Origin of the sequence: Kitasatospora sp. NPDC059722 (assembly GCF_042733235.1) — a bacterium.
Lineage (GTDB): Bacteria > Actinomycetota > Actinomycetes > Streptomycetales > Streptomycetaceae > Kitasatospora.
In genome coordinates, this window is the sequence record NZ_JBHWGD010000011.1 from 160,443 (window position 1) to 178,654 (window position 18,212).

Sequence of the window (18,212 nt, forward strand, 5' to 3'; positions counted from 1 at the left end):
CGCCCGACGGGCAGGGCCCACCTCCGGGGCCTACCTCGCGCGGCGCTCGGCCACCGCGACGAGCGCCACCCTCGGGACCTCGGCGACGTAGCCGTCGAGCACCGGGCCGACCAGGGGGCGGGCGGGGGCGTTGAGGGGCGTGCAGAGGCCGGCGAGGTGGTCGGTGTGGTCGAAGGCGGCGACCAGGAGCTCCCAGGCCCGCTCGGGGCCGAGCGCGGCGAAGTGGTCCGTCAGGGCGTAGGTCTCGGCGAGGTGGTCGACCATGGCGGCCTTCGCGTCCTCCGGAGAGGCCGCGCGGACGGTGAACGGGTCGTAGACGTCGAGCAGGCGCACGGCGACGGGGTGCGGCGCGAACAGGTCGAGCAGCTCGGTGCGGGTGAAGTGCGGGTGGTCGTGGCGGACGGCGGCGTGGGGGTCGACGACGGTCCGGAAGAACGCGGCCGTCGGGCTGTGCGGCTCGAAGTCGTGCAGCACGACCCGGCCGCCCGGCCGCAGCACCCGCACGGCCTCGGCGACCACGGCGGGCCGGTCGTCGGACGGGACGTGGTGCGTGCCGTAGGCCAGCAGCACCGCGTCCACCGTGCCGTCGGCGAGGAGCAGCCGGTCGGCGGACTGCCGGACGGCGGGCAGGCCGTGGGCGAGGGCGGCGGCCACCATGGGGCCGGAGAGGTCCCCGGTCAGCAGGGCCAGCCCGTCCGGCACCTGTCCGGGGCGGACGGCGGCGGCGCGCGCGAGCGGACCGTCGCCGCCGAGCACGTCCAGGACGAGTGCGTCGCTCGCGCCGCCGGTGGCCAGGCGGAGCAGTTCGCGGCCGCCGGTCCAGTGCACGAGCGGGTTCCCGGGGGCGCGCGGGGAGTCGGCGCAGACTGGGCTGAACTCGTCCGACGGCGAGAAGAGCCGGCGCATGGCCGTGGCGGACCCGAGCCGCCCCGGATCGAGCGCCCGGTGCCACTGCGGGTGCCGGGCGGAGAGGTGCTCGAGGTACTGGTCGAGGGTCATCGCGGGCAGGTACGACGGCGCGGACACGGGCGGCTCCTTTGGCAGGCTCGGCACACCATCAATGCCCACCGTGGGGGCGGTCATTCACGTGATCCACGGGTGCGAATCGGCTGACCAGGCGCACGGCGTCCCCCGGGGCCGTGGGATCCTGGGCGACGATCGTCGGTGGGTGTGAACGGGGGAGAGTCCGGCATGGGGCATCCGGTGCGGGAATGGCTGGACGACGCGTGGGCGCGGACCCGGCTCGTGCAGGTGACCGTGGGCGGGGAGGGGGAAGGGCCGCTCGCCGGGCGCGATGTGCTGGGGTGGGTCGAGAGCCCCGACGAGCTCGCGCAGCTTCGGTCGCTCACGACGGAGGGCGGCTTCACCGGGGACATCTGCCGGTGCCTGGGCAGCCTGACGCTGAGCCTCCACGACGCCGACGGCGAGCCGGTGGGGTCGGGCACCATCCACAGCACGGACGTCGCCTGGGAGCGGGCCAGGTTCCGGGACAACCTGACGGTCGCGGACCCGGTCGGCCTGACGCTGTTCCTCGCCGGGCGCGGTGCGCCGGGGCTTCTCCTGAACCTGGTTCCGCGGCTGTCGTACGCCATGGGACTCCGTGAGGGGGCGCACCAGACGCGGCAGGCCGGTCACGGGCGTTACGGTTCAGGGGAGTTGGCGCGTCGGCAGGCGCCGGTCTCGCTGCGGCCGGCGCTGGCGAAGGTGTCCGGGCGCGACGCCGGGCAGTTGCCGGAGGTCCAAGTGGGCGCATTCCGCGAGCAGTTGGCCGCTGACTACCCGGACCCCGCCGACCGGGCAGCCGCGCTGCTGACGTGGCTGGGCAGCCTGCCGCATCCCATGGAGGCCGAGTTCGGGGAGGGCGTCCTGGTGCTGCGCCTGCTGGAGGGCCTGGATCCGGTGGGATGTGCGACTGCACTACCGCAGCCGTTGGACGACAGGGTGGTGCTCGGCCTCCTGAGGTGGGCGTGGGAGCAACCGGTGGACCTGGACCTCGTCGACCTCGCCGAGCCCACCGTCCGTGCGTTGCTGGGCTGATCGTTCAGGACGGCGTGTGTCCCCACCACAGGTGTGGATGGTCGGGTGTACTTCGCGCGGGGCGGACGGCTGCTGCCAGGACGGGGACGAGCGCGCGCGGGTGGAGCAGGACGGTGCTGCCGCGCGTCATGTGCATCGCCTCCAGGAAGCGGCGGAACACCTCGGGCTCGGCCGCCATCGCCCGTTGGACCGGCGGCAGGACGGCCGCCGTGAGGCGCGCGGTGCGGTCGGGCCGTGGCTGCTGCCAGCCGCGGTCCTGGACGGTGGACATCAGCCACGGGCGGCGCGTGAGCCGGGCGAGTCGGCGTTGGTAGGCGTGCGCGAAGCCCGGACCGGCCGGCCGGGTGAGCATCGTGCGCAGCAGGTCGGCCTCCATGGCGGCGATGCCCATGCCCTGGCCGTAGAGCGGGTTGAACGCGCAGACGGCGTCGCCGAGGGCGAGCAGGCCGTCGGGCCAGTGCGGGAGGCGGTGGTAGTGGGTGCGCTGGTTCGCGCAGTGGCGGTAGGGCCGGACGGACGTCAACGGGCTGAGGCGGGTGAGGAGTTCGGCTAGCGGGGTGCGGAGGCTGTGTGCGAATGCGGTGAAGCCGTCGGGCTCGTGGGGCGGGTGGTCGCCGGCGGCGCCCTGCAGCGTGACGAGGAGGCGGTCGCCCTCGATGCGGGTGGCCATGAAGCCGCGGCGGACGTGCGGGGCCTGGAGGAGTTCCATGGCCGCTGCCCACGGGGGTCCGTCCGCACCGGCGGCCGTGTAGAGGCGGGAGGCGTAGCCGACGCGGGCGTCGATCACCGTCCGCTGCGGCTGCGGGAGGCCGAGTTCGGTGAGCCACTCGGGCAGGTGCGACGTGCGCCCGTTCGCGACCACCACCAGATCGGCGGCAACGGCCTTGTCGGGTAGGGGAGTTCCCAGCGTCCGGACCCCGGTCGCCCGCAGCGTGCTCCCCGTCAGGCCGGTGACGCGCACGCCCTGTCGGATGCGGACGTTTCCGAGCGCGGTGACGCGCTTCCGCAGGCGTGCCTCCAGCAGCGGACGGCTGAACGTCTGGAGCGGGATCCCGGTCCGTGCGCGCGGCGACCAGCAGCCGGGGAACCGGAAGGCGACGATCTGACCGAAGTCCCCTCCCGGTGCGCCGGCCGCCGTCAACTCGGCGCGCAGGCCCGGGAAGAGGCTCTCCATGACCTCCGCTCCCCGCGCTGTCAGCCCGTGCACGTGGTGGCCCTGGGGCACGCCCGGCCGTTGGGCGGGCCCGTCGGGGAGGGTGTCCTGTTCGAGGACCTCCACCTCCGTGAAGGCGTCGGCCAGCACCCGCGCGGCGAGCAGGCCCGCGATGCCCGCGCCGACGACCACGGCCTTGTCGCACGCGGTCATGGCCAGTTGGCCTTCACGAGGTCGGTGACGAGGGCGGGCTCCCCGGCCGGCACCAGGTGGGAGTAGCGGCGGGTTGTCCGGCTCCACTCCAGGTAGCCGCTCATCGCCGTGCGCATGCAGTCGGCGATCCGGAGGGCGGTGGCGGTGTCCCGCAGCCCGACCGTGCTCAACAGGCGCTGCTCCAGGGCGAGGAACTCCTCGCACCAGGCGCTGATCATGCCCTGGATCTCGCGGACGCTGTCGGCGCGGTCGCAGCCCAGCTCGTTCTCGATGACGAGCACGAGGTTGTGGAGGTCGCCGCGCGATTCCTCCTTCTCGATGGAGTGCACGTCGTTGAGGGTGTCGACGACGTCCGCCGTGATGTCGAGCATCCGGCGCACCACGGCGTCGGCGTAGAGGCGGCGCGGGAGTTCGAACCCGTACGCCTTCTGGCCGAGGTCGATCATCGCGTACACGAAGCCCGACCGGCGGCGCAGTTCCGCGTACTCGGCGCGGGTCGGGGCGCGGCGGCGGGCGCGGTTGTGCGCCTCCTGGGTGTAGGCGCCGAGGTACCACTGCCAGTGCTGCCCGGTGCGCTCCAGCCAGGCGGGCGAGGCGCCGTCGGCGAGGCGGCGCCACACGTCGCCGAACGCCCGGATCAGCGGCCCGGCACCCGAAGGAGGCCGCCCTCCCGTGGCGATGACGGTGGCGAAGTCCGCGCAGACGGCCGCCACTTGGTCCGGCCGGTCGGCGAGCGGGCCGTCGACGTGGTCGTCCAGGAACGTCGCGACCACGACCGCGTCGACGGTCAGGTCCAGCTGCGCACCGCTCGCCCGGGGGTTCCAGGCGGCCATGAGCCCGGCGATGTCCCAGCGCAGGAAGCGCACTTCGTCGACCGGGTCCGCGATGAGCCCCTGCCGCCGGCACCAGAGGAGGCTGCGGTGCCGGGCGGCGTCGGCGTCCGGGCTGGTCACGGCCCCGAAGGGGAGGGTGAACGCGGTGTCCTGGGGCATGCTGGGGCCCTTTCGGGGGAAGGGTGTTCGGGCCGTCGCTCGACCAAAGGGTGACGGCGACGGTCCCCGCCCGCAAGGGGGCGATCCGGCGTCAGCTGGTGGTGATCTGCGCGCTGCAAATGCCGTACGGCTGGCCGGGGTTGGCGCTATCGGGCCCGAAGGCGTCGTTCAGGGTGCGCGCGAACTCGGGGGTCAGCACCATCTCGATGGGGAGGACGTTCAGCTTCACCCTGGGCGGGACCATGGAGACGATGCTCGGGTCGAGGGCGTCGGAGGCGTCGTTGAGGGCGTAGACGGGCATCCGGGTGCCGGCGCTGTCGGCGGACGTCCTCACGAGGAACTCGCCCTTGCCGGCGGGTGCGCTGCCCTGCCCCTCGGAGACCTGCACGAAGTGCCCGGCGGCATCCTTGAGCGTGAAGCCTCCCTTGAACCTTCCGTCGACCGTGGCCGATCGGGCGAAGGAGAGGGGATCGGGAGCGGCCATGTCGACCGTGACGGTGCCCTTGATGTCCGATACAGTGTAGGAACCGGGCGCCTTTCCGGGGGCGGTGGGAGTGAAGGCGACGCCCTCCTTCGTCCAGTCGAAGGTGCACTCGCCGCTGCCGCGCGCCACCGTCAGGCTCACCGGGGCCTCGGCGACGGCCACCCGGACCACCAGTGCGGTGACGGCCAGGCCGCCGGCGCCGACGAGGAGCATGGACCTGCGTATCGTCATGACGGGATTCCGATCTTCTCGCTCGGATGGATTGCCCCCGCCTCCGCTCTCGTCCGGCAGGCTGGTGTGCACACGTCGTAGTCGCCCGAACGGGGATCGCCACTCTCCGTATTCCGGTTGCGTGCGCTGACAGGATGGCCGGATGGAGCAGATCTTGCGCAGGGCGGGCGACGTGTTGGGCACCGGGCTGACGGACCCGGTGGACCTGGGCGGCAGCAGCCGCAGCGCCGTGCTGCGGTGCCGGACGGCGGCCGGCGGCAGCGTCGTCGTGAAGGCGTTCAAGGGCGGGGACGGGGCGGTGCGCTGTTTCGCGCGCGAGGCCGCCGCGCTCTCGCTCGGGCTGGGCGGGCCGCAGTTGCTCGCCGTCGACCCGATCGTGCCGCTGTTCGTGATGGCGGACCTCGGCGCCGCGCCGACGCTGGCGGACGTGCTGCTCGGGGACGATCCGAAGGCTGCCGAGGAGGGCCTGCTGGCCTGGGCGCGCGGGCTCGGGCGGCTGGGCGCCGCATCGGTGCACCGGCAGGCCGAGTTCGAGCGGCTGGTGGCGGAGTCCACGACGGTGTTGGCGCCGGAGGAGCCGTGGATCCGGCAGTCCGTCACCAAGCTGCTTCTGCGGCTTGAGGAGACCGGGATCGCCGTGCCCTCCGAACTCGCCGGGGAGCTGGCGCGGATCGGCACGGCCGGCGGGGAGGAGTACCCCGCGTTCACCCCGGGCGACACCTGTCCCGACAACAACCTGCTCACCCCGGACGGCCTGCGGCTGATCGACTTCGAGGCGGCCTGCTACCAGTCGGTCTTCCTGACGGCCGCCTACTGCCGGATGCCGTTCTCCACCTGCTGGTGCGTCTTCCGGCTCCCGCCCGGCCAGGCGGAGGCGATCGAGGAGGCGTACCGCACCGAGATCGTCGCGGCCTATCCCGCACTCGCCGAGGACGCCGTGTGGCAGGCCGGGATGCAGCAGGCCATCGCGGCCTGGACGGTCTACACCACCGTCTGGCTGGTCCCGCGCACGGCGGAGAACAAGCCCCTCCACCCGCGGCGACCGTCCCCGACGGCGCGGCAAGTGCTGCGCCACCGCTGGGAGTTGGCGGCTGGGCTGACGGACTTCCCGGCCCTCGCGGAGACGGCGGGGCTGCTGCTGCGGAAGATCGCGGGCGAGTGGGACGACGAACCGCTGCCGGGGTACCCGGCGTTCGCGGGCGGCCGGGCGTCGTAGCAGGGGGCTTGCCCGGTCGTTCCTCCGGTGAAGACGTTCCTGTCCTGATGGAGGAATCATGTCGAAGTTGCGTACCGCCCTCGCCGCCGCCGTGCTCGGGGCCGCCGTCGTGGTGCCCGCCGTTCCGGCCCACGCGGCGGCCGGCACGCCCGAGGCCCGGGTGAACACGTTCTTCCGGGAGTACCGCCGGGCCGTCCTCGACACGAAGGACCAGTCGCCCGCCGAGGTCCGTGCCCACTACCTGACGGCGGAGCTGAACAGGCGGCTCGACGCGTGGGCGCAGGCGAACGACGCCGACCCGGTGTTCCGCGCCCAGAACGTGCCGCTCGACTGGTCCACCCGCTACGAGGGCAGCGGCGCCGGGCACGCCACGATCGTGTTGACGGAGAAGTGGGGCGGGGGCACGTCGCAGGACGTCTGGTACTCGGTGCGGCTGGACACCCTCGTCATCAGCGACCTGGAGGACCCGCCGGCCAATTCTTAGGACAACGGGTCGGTCGGCCGGGCGGGAGCGTGGGCGAACGGACAGTCAGATGACTGATGTCCTGATCCTTCGCCCAGCGACAGCCTTTCCGTGAGCGGTTCGGGGCCCTGGCGATGTCGTCGGGCCCGGGCGGAGCCCTCGCGGGAAGGCCTCTCTTCCCGGCCGACCTCCCGAACGGAGACACCCGTGTCCAAGATCCAACGAGGCGGCGGTCTGGTGATGACCGTCCTCACCGCCGTCCTCGCCCTGCTCGTCGGACTGGCCTCGCCCGCGTCGGCCGCCCTCGGCGAGGGCAGCCAGTGGTACCAGGAGACGGAGAACGAGGTGAACCTGCAGTCCGGGGACACGATCTCCGAGGCCCGCAGCCCCGACACCCTCATCCAGGTGTGGCGCGGGAACGACAACAACCGCGTCTGGATATCGCGGAACGGCGGCGCCCCGGTGGTCTTCCCTGGCACCCAGACGCAGGCCGCGCCCCGCGTGGTGTGGACGGCCAACGGCTTCTACGTCTTCCACACCGGGGTCGACGGGCGGGTCTACTACACGCAGCCGCGGTTCACCCAGAGCGGGATCCTCTCGCAGAGCCAGCCCGCCAACTGGTGGTCGCCCGAAGGGAACGTGGTGACCAGGCCCAACCTGTCGCCGTCCGTCACCCCGGTCCGCAACGGCGAGATGCTCCTGTCGTGGGGGAGCGCGACCGACAACAACCAGTACACCGCGTCCTTCGACGGAGCGAACTGGGCCGCTCCCCGGCAGGTCCCCGGCATCCTGAGCGACACGGCCAACTCCATCGCCTACAGCAGCTACTGGGACCAGTTCGCCCTCGTCCACCGCGGGCTGGACGGGCGTGCGTACGTCATGACGCGGGACCACCGCTCCGACGTCTGGGGCCAGCCGCAGCGCCTCGACGACAACCTGCAGATCTTCGGCACCCCGAGCATCGCGTTCACCACGGAGACGGGCGACGGCGTCATCGCCGTCCTGGGCAACTCCGGCAACGGCTACCACCAGGCCTACCTGGGGCAGTGGACCGAGCGCAGCTGGAGCGGGTTCCAGCACGAGAACACGTACGCCGGCATGCGGAACAACCCGTGGCTGACCGCGACCGCCCGGAGCGTCTTCCTCATCGCGACCTTCTACCAGGGTCTCGTCCAGTGGAAGGTCGGCTTCGACCGCCGCCCGTAGTGCACGGCGGGCATGACGAGGGGCGGGGGTCTTTCCCCCGCCCCTCCAGGCGCGTTACGACCGGGTGATGGCCTGCTTCAGCAGGCCGTGGAGGACGCGTTGCTCCTCCGGGCCGAGGGCCGCCAACGGGGAGCCGACGGCGAGGAGTTCGAGGAGGCGGTCGCGCATCGCGGTGCCCTCGGACGTGAGCACCAGGTGCTTGGCGCGGCGGTCGGTGGGGTGGGGGCGGCGCTCGATCAGGCCCTGCTTCTCGAGCTTGTCGACGACGAAGGTCGCGTTGGACGGCTCGCAGCTCATGCGCTCGGCGAGCTCGCGCATGGTCATCGGCCCGGTCATCTCGCGCAGCGCCGTCGCCTGGGCCTCGGTGAGGCCGAGGGCGGCGGCGTGCTCGCGCACGTGCTCGCCGATGCGCTGGGCGAGTCCGTTGACCATGCCGCACAGCTGTCGTTCGGCGATGGCCTGCGGTTCCTGGGCCCGGGACGTCGTCATGCCCCCCATCCTAGCAAGTCCGTCAAGCCAGAATATTTTGAGCTTGAATGATTCGAACTTGATGCTTATGGTGATCTCCGTCGCCGCGGGGAGCGCGGCGCCGGGCCGATGAACGGCCATCAGGGGAGAGGAACCACAGTGGACTTGAGCACGAAGCAGGACGCCGCGCGACTGAGCCGGCCGTCGGACATCCGCTCGATACGGCTCGGCGACACGAAGGTGTCGTACGTGCCGGACGGCGACGTGCGGCTCCGGCCGCTCGCGATGCTGCCGGACACCACGGAGGACGTGTGGGCGGCGCACCCCGAGTACCTGGACGCCACGGGCAACCTCGTCGGGAGCGTCGGCGCGCTGCTCGTCGAGCACGGCGGCCGGGCGCTGCTGATCGACACAGGCGTCGGCCCGAGGGCGCTGGAGCTCCCGGAGGGCCCGCTCCACTCGATCCGGGGCGGCGCGCTCCTGGACAACCTGGCCCGGCTCGGCCGCGCCCCCGAGGACATCGAGGCGGTGGCCTTCACCCACCTCCACGTCGACCACCTCGGCTGGGCCTGCACCCCCGAGGGCGACCGGCCGGCGTTCGCCCGCGCCGACTACCTGATCTCCGGGCCGGAGTGGGAGGGGCGCGGGGATCTGACGGCCGAGCAGGCCGCGGCCCTCGCCCCGCACGTCCGGACGGTCTCGGACGGCGACGAGGTCTTCCCCGGCGTGCAGGTGCGGATCACCCCGGGCCACACAGTCGGGCATGCCGAGTACGTCATCACCGGCGGCGGCCGGCGCCTGATCGCCTTCGGCGACGCCGTGCACTCGCCGATCCAGATCGACCACCCCGAGTGGTCCTCGGGCTTCGACCACGACCTCGCCCGGACCGCCGAGAACCGCCGCCGCCTGGTCGCCGAGCTGGCCGAGCCGGACACGATCGGCTTCGGCGTGCACTTCGCCGACGTCGTGTTCGGGCGCGTGCAGGCCGGAGGGGAGGGCCCGGCCTGGCAGCCCGTGGACGCCTGATCCGTCCCGGAACGAAGGAGATCCCCGAGCGGTCGGCTCGGGGATCTCCGGGGTGTGCGGTCCGGCAGGACGCTCAGTCGATGCAGAACTCGTTGCCCTCGATGTCCTGCATCGCGATGCACGAGTCGTGGCCGTCGTACAGCAGCTGCACGCGTACCGCGCCCAGCGGGAGCAGTCGTGCGCACTCGGCTTCGAGTGCGGCGAGGCGCTCCTCGCCCACGAGCCCGGTGCCGACGCGCACGTCGAGGTGCACCCGGTTCTTGACGACCTTCCCCTCGGGAACGCGCTGGAAGTACAGCCGCGGGCCCACGCCGGTCGGATCGGTGCAGGCGAACCACGAACCCCGTTCCTCGGGGGAGCGGGAGTTCTCGTAGTCGTCCCAAGTGGCGAACTCCTTCGGAGGATTCGCTGCCGCGTACCCCAGTACCTCGCACCAGAAGCGGCCGACGCGCTCGGGCTCCGCGCAGTCGAAGGTGACCTGGAACTGCTTGATCGATGACATGCGCGCACCCTAACAGGGGGCTCGGCTGCTCATTCCTCGGCCGGAGCAGGTGCGTTGGCGCCGTGGTCTACCGGCCCCGGGCCCACGCTTCGCGAGTGACCGCGTACTCGACGTCGCCGTGTTCGGCGCCCTCGATGTACTCGGGCCACTCCTCGAAGAACGTGCGGACGTGCGTCAGCCCGGTTTTCTCCATGACGCGACGGGAGGCCGTGTTGACCGTCATCGTGGTGGCGACGATCCGCTCGACGCCGAGCTCGGTGAAGGCGTGGTGGACGATGGCCCGCGCGCCCTCGGTGGCGTAGCCCCGGCCCCAGGTGGACGGCAGCATGCGGTAGCCGAGTTCGGTGTCGCCGCCGGTCAGGCCGACGCTGCTCGCGGGGCGGAGCGAGACCCAGCCGAGGAAGCGCCCGGACGACGTCTCGACCGCGGCGAAGCAGCCCATGCCGTCCGGGAGTTCGTCGTACTCGCGGAGGAGGGCGGGGAGGTGTTCGCGTTCGACGGCGGTCCGGGGTACGGGCCGGCCGTCGTCGATGTGGCGCATGACGTCGGGGTGGCCGTGCAGCGCGGCGAGGTCGTCCAGGTCGGCGGGGGTGAAGCGGCGGAGGGTCAGGCGGTCGGTGCGCAGGTAGGCGTTCACGACGGCGATTCGAGCAGGGCGACCTGGCTTCCGGCAACTGCTTTGCCCATGGGCCGGGGCCCTCGGAACGCCGGTATCCGTTGCACGGTGGCGGCCCTGGAGCAACTCTGACACTATCTCAGCTACGGTGAATGCACCGTGTGCCAATCGTTCATTTCGGCCACACCAGCGTGGTCGTGGAGCGTCGAGAAGATTCGAGGCCGGCCTTGAAGTCCGTACGGAACCGCATACCCCATCTGGTGACGGTCGTCCTCATGCTCCTGGGCGTGATGACCGCCGCGACCGCGCAAGCACAGGCGGCCCCGCAGCGGCTCGCCGGTGGCGGGACCATCTGCTCCTACTCACCGGTTCCGGCGGGGTGGGTGATCACGAGTTCGTACAGCAGCGCCGGTTGTCCCGGCACCGGCGTGGCGTTCACCATCGTGGACGTGACCGGGCAGGCCGGCGCCACCGTGTGTTCGATGTCTCCCATCCCGGCGGGGTGGGTGATCACGCTTTCGTACAGCAGTGCCGGTTGCGCCGGTACCGGTGTCGCGTACTCCATCGCGAACACCGCGAACCGGACTGCCGCCACTACGTGTTCGATGTCGCCGATTCCGGCGGGGTGGGTGATCACGCTTTCGTACAGCAGTGCCGGTTGCGCCGGTACCGGTGTCGCGTACTCCATCGCGAACACCGCGAACCGGACCAACGTCACCGCGTGTTCGATGTCTCCCATCCCGGCGGGGTGGGTCGTGGCGAGCTCGTACAGCACCGCCGGTTGCGTCGGCACCGGCGTGGCGTACATCATCGTGAACACCGCCAACCTGCGTTACGCCATCGTCTGTTCCTTCTCGCCGGTCCCGGCGGGGTGGGTCGTGGCGAGCTCGCAGGGCGCCAGCAACTGCGTGGGCAGCGGCATCGCGTACACCATCAGGAGGGCCTGACCACCCGGAGTAGGTCGAGCGTGCGCACGGCCACGTGGGCGCGGCCTTCACGAGGCCGTGCCCACGTGCTTGTGACACCACCGAACGGCCACCGCCCGTGACGCGAACACGCGCGTAGGACCCGATAGGCTTCTTCAGCTGGGGGTGCCTCCGGCCGGAGCGGGCATTGCCTGTCGGACACCACACTTCATGACGTGACGATGGGGTGAACGCGATGCCTCTTGAGGGCGAGTACGAGCCGAGTCCGGCGCAGTGGGTGCGCGAGCAGGTCGAGCTGTACGAGAGTTCGGGCGGCACGCAGGGAACGACGCTCTGGGACACGGGCCTGCCCGTCGTCATCCTCACGACGCGCGGTGCGAAGAGCGGCAAGATCCGCAAGACCCCGTTGATGCGCGTCGAGCACGAGGGGCGGTACGCGGCGGTGGCCTCGAAGGGCGGCTTCCCGCGTCACCCGGTCTGGTACTTCAACGTCAAGTCCGACCCGCACGTGGAGCTCCAGGACGGGCCCGAACGCCAGGACATGACGGCCCGTGAGATCACCGGAGCCGAGAAGGCCGAGTGGTGGGAGCGCGCGGTCGCCGCGTATCCGCCGTACGCCGAATACCAGGAGAAGACCGACCGCGTGATCCCCGTCTTCGTGCTGGAGCCCTCGCACGGGTAGGACCGGAGGCTAGCCGTACAGCCCCGCACCGATCCCGATCAGCTTCCGTCGCTCCACCGCGCCCCCTCGCGTCCGTCCCCTGCTGGAAGCCCTATCCGGAGGTCCAGTGGGCACGGAAAAGGCGAGAAGAAATATTCTCCTCGCCACTATCAAGATATAACGCATCGGGGGGCTTGCCGCAAGGCCCCCGGTGTGCCGCACAATCGTCGGTCTCAAGGCCATGACCTGCGGAAACGGGAGCCGGGAAATGCGCGTTTTGTTGACGAGCTGGGGATCACGCGGAGACGTCGAACCGTTGGCGGCGCTGGCGGTGGAATTGCAGCGGCTCGGGGCGGAGGCGGCGGTCTGCGCGCCCGCGGACGACGATTTCGTCGCCCTGCTGGCGCGGGTCGGCGTGCCGCTCGTGCCGCTCGGGCCGACGGTGAAGTCGATCGTCGCCAACCCGAAGCCGCCGACCGGCGAGGACGCCTTCCGGCTGGCGCCGGCGCTGGTGGAGGCGCGGTTCGAGACCCTCGCCGCGGCGGCGAAGGACGGGTGCGATGCGATCCTCGCGACCGGGCTGATGCCGGCGGGCGCGCGGGACGTGGCGGAGAAGCTCGGCGTGCCGTACGTGTTCGCGTGCTTCCACATCGCCGGGATCCCGTCGCCGCACTTCCGGCCGGGTCGGCGCCCGGGGCCGCCGCTGTCGGAGGGGGAGACGGACCTCCGGGTGCTGTGGCGGGAGGACGGCGAGCGCGTGAACGGCCTGTACGGCGAGGCGCTCAACCGTGGGCGGGCCGGGATCGGGCTGCCGCCGGTGGACAACGTCCGCGATCACGTCTTCGGGGACCGGCCCTGGCTGGCGGCGGACGCCGTGCTGTGCCCGTCGGAAGGGATGACGGACCTTGATCTGTTGCAGACCGGGGCGTGGATCCTGCCGGACGAGCGTCCGCTGCCGGACGAGCTGGAGGCGTTCCTGGCCGCGGGCGAGCCGCCGGTGTACGTCGGCTTCGGGAGCATGGCCTCGTACGCGCCGAAGGACGTGGCGGGGGCGGTCATCAAGGCGAGCCGCGCGTACGGGCGTCGGGTCGTCGTCGGGAGCGGGTGGGCCGGGCTGGGGGCGGTCGACGACGGCGACGACTGCTTCGTGGTCGGGGAGGTCAACCAGCAGGCGCTGTTCCGGCGGGTGGCGGCGGTCGTGCACCACGGCGGCGCGGGCACGACGACGACGGCCTCGCGGGCGGGAGCGCCGCAGGTGATCGTGCCGCTGATCGCGGACCAGCCGTACTGGGCGGGGCGGGTGGCCGAGTTGGGGATCGGCGCGGCGCACCAGGGGCCGGCGCCGACGGTGGAGTCGCTGACGGCGGCGTTGGGGGTGGTGCTGACGCCCGAGGTCGCCGAGCGGGCGAAGGCCGTGGCGGGCACGATCCGGGCGGACGGGGCGACGGTGGCGGCGAAGCTGCTGCTGGAGGCGGCCGGCCGGCCCGTACAAGGCCCGGCTGTCGGGTGACTGTCGGGCGCCTGCGAGGTCGTGGGCGCCGGATCGGCTCGTGCATCGTGGCACCGCCCGAGGGCTTCGAACCCTCGGGTGGTGCCACCGGCGTGCTCACGGTCGGCTCGATGTCGCGAGACGCTGGAGAAGCCGTTCCATACGGAGATCGTATTCAGTGGCGTCGGCTCTGCGCGTCGCCCCGGGGATGTACGCCGGATACGCTCCCGGGCCGACGGGCTGGGAAGAGGTGACATCCGCCAGCCGACGCGGTGGATCGTGGTCCGTTCCTAGGTTCATGGCCATGAGGAATGCACCGATGATCGATCTTCGCGACACGACAAAGAAGTACAGCGTCATCGAGCGATCAACGGCGAAGGCGCTGCCCGATTCGACCCGCGAGCGCGCCGCTGCGGGCAAGCAGCCCGCGCAGCACCGGCGCCGTAGCCCTTGCCGGTGGCCTGAGTCGGCACTCATCGGCTGTGGAGTCGCCGTTCTCGCCTGGGCGTTCGTGCTCTGCACCACCCTGCCGTCAACAGCGACTGCTGTGCACTGGTCGGCCGCCTGGGCCGGGTTGGACGCCATGGAGGCACTCGGCTTCATCGCCACCGGGGTCCTGGCCGCTCGTGGCGATCCCCGCCGGGCCCTGCCTGCTGCGGCCACGTCGATGCTGTTGCTGGTCGACTCCTGGTTCGACCCGGTGACCGCGGGGCCCGGCAGCGATTTCGCCGTGGCGCTGGCCATGGCGTGCTTCGCCGAACTACCCCTTGCGGTGGTCTGTGCCCTCGTCGCCTGGCGGGCGCTCCGCGTTCCGACAGCACAGCCTGTCTGACCAGCCGTCACGTACTCACGACAGAGGACTCTTGATCATGAATCTTCGCACTGCACTCGGCCGCCCCGGAGCGCGATGGGGGTTGACCGCGGCGGCGGCCGGCACCGCGGCCCTGTCCTGGTGGGCGTTCGACTCCGCCCCCTACCCGTACACGCAGCGCCGGCTCCTCGACCTGCCCTTGCCGCTGCTCAGCCAGGAGCGGCTCGATTCGATGCTGGAGTTGCGTCAGGGCGAGCGGGTCCTGGAGGTCGGACCGGGCACGGGCCTGCAGGCTCTGCAGACCGCCCCGCAACTGGGTACCGACGGTCGACTCGACATCGTCGACGTCCAGCAGGAGATGCTCGACCACGTGATGAGCCGGGCCGCACAGCGCGGTCTCACCAACATCGCGCCGACCCGGGCGGACGCCCACCACCTGCCGTTCGAGGACTCCGTGTTCGACGCCGCCTACCTGGTGACGGCCTTGGGTGAGATCCCGCAGCCGGAGGTGACGCTGACGGAGCTGAGCCGGGTGGTGAAGCCGAACGGACGGATCGTGGTGGGCGAGTTCTTCGACCGGCACCAGGTGCGGCGCGCCACCCTGGCTCGCCATGCCAATGCCGCGGGGCTCCACGTGACCCGGCTGATCGGCCCGCCGTTCTCCTACTACGCCCGGCTGGCGCCATGCCGACCGGACGGGTCACGGGCGCCGCTGACAGCCGCCGGCACCCATCACCGCACCGCGGTATAGGGAACGAGCAGCGGCAAACGCCATCTTCGGGTATGAGTGGACGTCAAATGCGAAACCGGGCGGACGCTCGACGCGTCGGCTCGCTGATCCGCGGTGCTCAGCCGACCGGTCCCGTCGTCGCGGGCGGCCCTACCGCCGGTTCGAGTAGCGACAGCGTCCGCTGCTGCGCGTCGAGGCCGACGCGGATGCCGACCGGCATCGGCAGGTTCGGGCCGGCGTGCCCGAAGTCGACGTTGCCCAGGACCGGGATGTCGCGGTCGCCGAGGACGTCGAGGACGATCTCGGGCAGGGTCGGGGACGCGCCGGGCTCCAGTCCGACGATCTCGCGCGGAACGCCCACGACCATGCCCGAGATCCGGTCGAGGATGCCGGAGTGCCGCATCACCTGCAGGTAGCTCCACACGTGGGAGGCCAGGCCGCCCATTTCCTCCCAGAACAGCACCGCGCCGTCGAACCGTTCGAGCGGGAGGGCGAAACGCGTCGCCTGCGCCAGCACGATGCGATTGATCACCCCGCCGATCAGCCGGCCCTCGGCACGACCGGGACGCCAGCACTCCCACGACGAGCTCGCCGGCAGCGCGCCGATCGCTTCGGTACCGGTCAGCAGCCTGGAATAGAGATTCTCAAGTTCCGCCCGGCGCGCCACGGGTGCGGACTGCCAGTGCCCGCCGAAGCCGGGAACGGCCATGTCGGCGTGGAACCCGACCAGGCCCGTGCGCGCGTAGAGCACCAGGTGCAGCAGCGAGATGTCGCTGTAGCCGAGGATCGGCTTGGGGTCGGCCCGGATCGCCTCGACGTCGATCAGGTCGAGGTAGCCGAGCGCGGTCTGACCGCCGTCACTCGCGACGATCGCGCGCACCTCGGGATCCCGCAGAAGACCGTTGAGCTCACCGGCGATCTCCGCCGGCGTGGCCGCGCTCCACCAATGGCTGCGTCCAGTTTCGAGCAGCGGCGCCCGACGCACACGGAAGCCCATCCGCTGGAGCACGACCACCGTCTGCTCGACGTTGGGTTCGTAAGCGGCGGGCAGGGGACCGGAGAGCGAGGCGATGACCACGAGGTCTCCGGGCCTCAGGGCACGCGGTCGGAGCAGTCGAGGCGGTGCGGAACCAGTCATGGCGTCAGTGTCGCCGGTGCCGCCGGTGGGGTCACGCGACTTTCGCCGGTCCGCCGCCCCGGGATCCTGCCTGGCCATGGTGCCGGGCCGGTCGGCGGGTCTACCTTGGCGCGGTGAATGCTTCGACCGACGCCGTCCGACGGCGGCGCGTGTTCTTCGCCGTCGGGTGGTCCGTAGTGGTGCTGGGAATCGCGGTGCCGCCGCTGGTGGTCGGGCCGGCCTTCGTGCGCTCGGGGGCGATGCTGGTGCCCGGGCTGATGGCCGTGTTCGGGCCCGCGACCCTGCTGGAGGCGGTCATCGCGCGGCCGAAGAGCGTGCGGGTGGCCGGCGGGACGGCCCGGGCCCGCAGCTGGACGGGCGAGCGGGCGGTGGACCTGCACGACCTCGCCACCGTGCGGGCCTGGGAGGGGATGGCGAGGGGCGCCCAACCGGTCTTCGTGTCCCTGGTGGACCGGTCGGCCGGGCGGATGATCCTGCGGGTCGACGACCAGGTCCGGCACCTGATCGCCGACGCGGTGCGCCGCCACGGCGCGGGGTACGTCTCACCGTGGGCCACGGAGCTCCTGGGCCTCAAACCGACCCGGTGGTACGTCGCGGGCGCGCGGATCCTGGGCCTCTCGCTGGCCGTCCTCGCGCTGTTGGCCGGCGGAATGCTGGTGGCTGCGGCCCTCGCCCGACGCTGACGATCTTGACTGGCAGCCCGGTCACACCAAGCTCGCCCCGTTCGACGGTGACGGGCGGTCGGGCGAGGCGCCGGAGTGATCTGTTCGAATCATCCGAGTGAGGGACCACGGCCCGACGACCGGAGGCAGGAGCAGAGGGGATACGGGAGAGCACTCCTGCCCGTCCCGTCCCCGTCCCCGGAGGAAGCGTTGAAAAGAACGCGGGCCCTGACCGTACTGATCGCATTGATCCTCTCCCTCGCCGCGCCGCCCGCGGTCGCCCGGGAGCCCGGCCCTCCGCCGGCGAGCCCGTCCGCCGCGCTGGCGGAGGCGCTCACGCAGGTGATCGGCGATCCCGTGGCCGTGCCCAAGAGCAACGTCCACGTCTTCTACGAAGCGACCGTGACCTGTCCGGCCGGCCAGACGCCGACCGGTGGCGGACCGAAGGTCTCTCCCTACGACAACCCCCTGCAGATGATCAGCTCCTACCCGCGTGGCAACGGCTGGGTCGTCACGGTGGACGGCGAATCGGACGTCGACGCGACCCTGTGGGCGACGGTGATCTGTTCCAGGGAGCCGCACACCCAGATCTCCAACGGCCCCGTCACGGTTGTACCTCGGAGCGAGGGCGGTCTCTCGGCGACCTGTCCGGCCGGCCAGTACGCCACCGGCGGCGGCGGGCTCGTCGACCTCGGGGTCATCGATGTCGAAGGGTCCTTCGCCGATGGGAACGAGGCGAACAACACCTGGAATTACAACATCAACAACCCGTCCGGGAGGCCCCTGGAGTTGCGGCCCTTCGTGATCTGCTCGACCTCGCCCCATCACCACTACTGGGGCGACGGCACCAAACTCCCGTTCAGCCACGGGACCGCCCACGACCTGAAGTACTGCCCCACCGGCATGGTCACCGGCGGAGGCGCCATCGCCGTCGGGACGGCGATCTACGAGTCCAGCTTCTGGGGCAACGGCTGGCTGGCCCAGTCCGTGAACTATTCGGGGGACCACCCGGAAGTGCGCGCGAACGTGGTCTGCAAGGACTGAGCCGAAGGGATCGATACGGAGTGGGGAGTGGGGGGGGGCCCCGTACCACCGAACCCCCGCGGGTTAACGAAAAGAGGGGGGTGGGTTATGTTTTTTTGTTAGCCACGGGGATTTGGGGGGGGGGGTTTGCCCCCGATTTTGGGG

At 71.6% G+C, this 18,212-nt stretch carries 20 protein-coding genes; 11 read left to right on the forward strand and 9 right to left on the reverse strand.

The window, feature by feature from the left end; genetic code table 11:
* Positions 1-30: 30 nt before the first annotated feature.
* Positions 31-1,026, reverse strand: coding sequence for a class I SAM-dependent methyltransferase (locus ACFV4F_RS10025; RefSeq protein ID WP_380501422.1), 996 nt, complete (start codon positions 1,024-1,026; stop codon positions 31-33).
* A gap of 165 nt (positions 1,027-1,191) precedes the next feature.
* Here ACFV4F_RS10025 and ACFV4F_RS10030 point away from each other — a divergent pair, with 165 nt between their 5' ends.
* Positions 1,192-2,037: a hypothetical protein gene (locus ACFV4F_RS10030; protein WP_380501424.1), complete on the forward strand. Its 846-nt coding sequence runs from the start codon at positions 1,192-1,194 to the stop codon at positions 2,035-2,037.
* Between the two features lie 4 nt (positions 2,038-2,041).
* Here ACFV4F_RS10030 and ACFV4F_RS10035 read toward each other — a convergent pair whose 3' ends face one another.
* The 3 genes from ACFV4F_RS10035 to ACFV4F_RS10045 all read right to left on the reverse strand — a co-directional run bounded on the left by ACFV4F_RS10035 (position 2,042) and on the right by ACFV4F_RS10045 (position 5,110).
* The gene (locus tag ACFV4F_RS10035) at positions 2,042-3,403 is read right to left on the reverse strand and encodes an FAD-dependent oxidoreductase (protein ID WP_380501426.1); all 1,362 of its coding nucleotides are present in this window, start codon (positions 3,401-3,403) and stop codon (positions 2,042-2,044) included.
* Complete coding sequence (locus tag ACFV4F_RS10040; RefSeq protein ID WP_380501428.1) at positions 3,400-4,395, reverse strand: hypothetical protein; 996 nt, start codon at positions 4,393-4,395, stop codon at positions 3,400-3,402. Before ACFV4F_RS10040 ends, ACFV4F_RS10035 begins: the two co-directional genes overlap by 4 nt.
* A 91-nt stretch (positions 4,396-4,486) precedes the next feature.
* Positions 4,487-5,110 (reverse strand): hypothetical protein, encoded by a 624-nt coding sequence (locus ACFV4F_RS10045; protein ID WP_380445028.1) that lies wholly within the window; start codon positions 5,108-5,110, stop codon positions 4,487-4,489.
* 142 nt (positions 5,111-5,252) lie between these two features.
* Between ACFV4F_RS10045 and ACFV4F_RS10050 the strand changes: the two genes are divergently transcribed.
* The 3 genes from ACFV4F_RS10050 to ACFV4F_RS10060 all read left to right on the forward strand — a co-directional run bounded on the left by ACFV4F_RS10050 (position 5,253) and on the right by ACFV4F_RS10060 (position 7,995).
* A complete protein-coding gene (locus ACFV4F_RS10050; RefSeq protein ID WP_380501430.1) occupies positions 5,253-6,326 on the forward strand; it encodes a hypothetical protein in 1,074 nt (357 codons plus the stop codon).
* A gap of 58 nt (positions 6,327-6,384) precedes the next feature.
* Positions 6,385-6,810, forward strand: a complete 426-nt coding sequence (locus ACFV4F_RS10055) for a hypothetical protein (protein ID WP_380501432.1) — start codon at positions 6,385-6,387, stop codon at positions 6,808-6,810.
* A gap of 186 nt (positions 6,811-6,996) precedes the next feature.
* Positions 6,997-7,995 (forward strand): hypothetical protein, encoded by a 999-nt coding sequence (locus tag ACFV4F_RS10060; RefSeq protein WP_380501434.1) that lies wholly within the window; start codon positions 6,997-6,999, stop codon positions 7,993-7,995.
* A 54-nt stretch (positions 7,996-8,049) separates the two neighbouring features.
* On the opposite strand, the gene ACFV4F_RS10065 is transcribed toward ACFV4F_RS10060, so the two are convergent.
* A complete protein-coding gene (locus tag ACFV4F_RS10065; protein WP_380501436.1) occupies positions 8,050-8,484 on the reverse strand; it encodes a MarR family winged helix-turn-helix transcriptional regulator in 435 nt (144 codons plus the stop codon).
* 108 nt (positions 8,485-8,592) lie between these two features.
* Here ACFV4F_RS10065 and ACFV4F_RS10070 point away from each other — a divergent pair, with 108 nt between their 5' ends.
* Positions 8,593-9,489, forward strand: coding sequence for an MBL fold metallo-hydrolase (locus ACFV4F_RS10070; protein WP_380501438.1), 897 nt, complete (start codon positions 8,593-8,595; stop codon positions 9,487-9,489).
* 73 nt (positions 9,490-9,562) lie between these two features.
* On the opposite strand, the gene ACFV4F_RS10075 is transcribed toward ACFV4F_RS10070, so the two are convergent.
* The 3 genes from ACFV4F_RS10075 to ACFV4F_RS10085 all read right to left on the reverse strand — a co-directional run bounded on the left by ACFV4F_RS10075 (position 9,563) and on the right by ACFV4F_RS10085 (position 11,433).
* Positions 9,563-9,991 carry a VOC family protein gene (locus ACFV4F_RS10075; protein ID WP_380445034.1) on the reverse strand — a complete coding sequence of 143 codons (429 nt, stop codon included), beginning with the start codon at positions 9,989-9,991 and terminating at the stop codon, positions 9,563-9,565.
* 67 nt (positions 9,992-10,058) lie between these two features.
* Positions 10,059-10,628, reverse strand: a complete 570-nt coding sequence (locus tag ACFV4F_RS10080; RefSeq protein ID WP_380501440.1) for a GNAT family N-acetyltransferase — start codon at positions 10,626-10,628, stop codon at positions 10,059-10,061.
* A 337-nt stretch (positions 10,629-10,965) separates the two neighbouring features.
* Positions 10,966-11,433: a hypothetical protein gene (locus ACFV4F_RS10085; RefSeq protein WP_380501442.1), complete on the reverse strand. Its 468-nt coding sequence runs from the start codon at positions 11,431-11,433 to the stop codon at positions 10,966-10,968.
* A 335-nt stretch (positions 11,434-11,768) separates the two neighbouring features.
* Between ACFV4F_RS10085 and ACFV4F_RS10090 the strand changes: the two genes are divergently transcribed.
* From ACFV4F_RS10090 to ACFV4F_RS10105, 4 genes are all read left to right on the forward strand, one after another.
* Positions 11,769-12,215 carry a nitroreductase family deazaflavin-dependent oxidoreductase gene (locus ACFV4F_RS10090; protein WP_380501444.1) on the forward strand — a complete coding sequence of 149 codons (447 nt, stop codon included), beginning with the start codon at positions 11,769-11,771 and terminating at the stop codon, positions 12,213-12,215.
* 247 nt (positions 12,216-12,462) lie between these two features.
* Positions 12,463-13,704 (forward strand): glycosyltransferase, encoded by a 1,242-nt coding sequence (locus tag ACFV4F_RS10095; protein WP_380501446.1) that lies wholly within the window; start codon positions 12,463-12,465, stop codon positions 13,702-13,704.
* A 298-nt stretch (positions 13,705-14,002) separates the two neighbouring features.
* Positions 14,003-14,515 carry a hypothetical protein gene (locus ACFV4F_RS10100; protein ID WP_380501448.1) on the forward strand — a complete coding sequence of 171 codons (513 nt, stop codon included), beginning with the start codon at positions 14,003-14,005 and terminating at the stop codon, positions 14,513-14,515.
* A gap of 37 nt (positions 14,516-14,552) precedes the next feature.
* Complete coding sequence (locus ACFV4F_RS10105; RefSeq protein ID WP_380501450.1) at positions 14,553-15,245, forward strand: class I SAM-dependent methyltransferase; 693 nt, start codon at positions 14,553-14,555, stop codon at positions 15,243-15,245.
* A gap of 97 nt (positions 15,246-15,342) precedes the next feature.
* Here the strand turns inward: ACFV4F_RS10105 and ACFV4F_RS10110 are convergent, their stop codons facing one another.
* Complete coding sequence (locus tag ACFV4F_RS10110) at positions 15,343-16,362, reverse strand: LD-carboxypeptidase (RefSeq protein WP_380501452.1); 1,020 nt, start codon at positions 16,360-16,362, stop codon at positions 15,343-15,345.
* A 113-nt stretch (positions 16,363-16,475) separates the two neighbouring features.
* Here ACFV4F_RS10110 and ACFV4F_RS10115 point away from each other — a divergent pair, with 113 nt between their 5' ends.
* Both ACFV4F_RS10115 and ACFV4F_RS10120 read left to right on the forward strand, forming a co-directional pair.
* Positions 16,476-17,045, forward strand: a complete 570-nt coding sequence (locus tag ACFV4F_RS10115; protein ID WP_380501454.1) for a hypothetical protein — start codon at positions 16,476-16,478, stop codon at positions 17,043-17,045.
* Positions 17,046-17,234: 189 nt separating this feature from the next.
* Positions 17,235-18,068 (forward strand): hypothetical protein, encoded by an 834-nt coding sequence (locus ACFV4F_RS10120; protein WP_380501456.1) that lies wholly within the window; start codon positions 17,235-17,237, stop codon positions 18,066-18,068.
* The last annotated feature ends 144 nt before the right edge of the window (positions 18,069-18,212 follow it).